Annotated in this window: 1 protein-coding gene; it reads left to right on the plus strand. The window is 32.8% G+C overall.

Translation table 11 applies throughout. The annotated features are described in order from the left end of the window. Nucleotides 1-80: 80 nt before the first annotated feature. The coding region (locus CWC04_RS19540; RefSeq protein WP_249326234.1) for a prepilin-type N-terminal cleavage/methylation domain-containing protein at nt 81-265 on the plus strand (185 nt) is incomplete at its 3' end.

A 265-nucleotide genomic window follows, 5' to 3' on the forward strand; every position in this document is an offset into this window, starting at 1 on the left:
GTAATAAAAATATATTTTAGGTTGTGATATTTATATCATTTACTACAGAGAGGTAATACATTTTTTGACTCAAGGAGTCAGTGAGGAGGTTATCTACCCATACTCAGGCTGGCTATACGCTTTTAGAATTAATGGCATCTATTGCTATTGTGATTAGTGTTATCAAAATTTCTCTATCGGTTAATCATGACTTTTTAGCTAAGAACCGAGCGGACAATCATGTTAGTTTGATCGAAAGAAACATTATTTTTGTGCTCCTATACTC

Origin of the sequence: Pseudoalteromonas sp. S2893 (genome assembly GCF_005887105.1) — a bacterium.
Classification (GTDB): Bacteria; Pseudomonadota; Gammaproteobacteria; order Enterobacterales; family Alteromonadaceae; genus Pseudoalteromonas; species Pseudoalteromonas atlantica.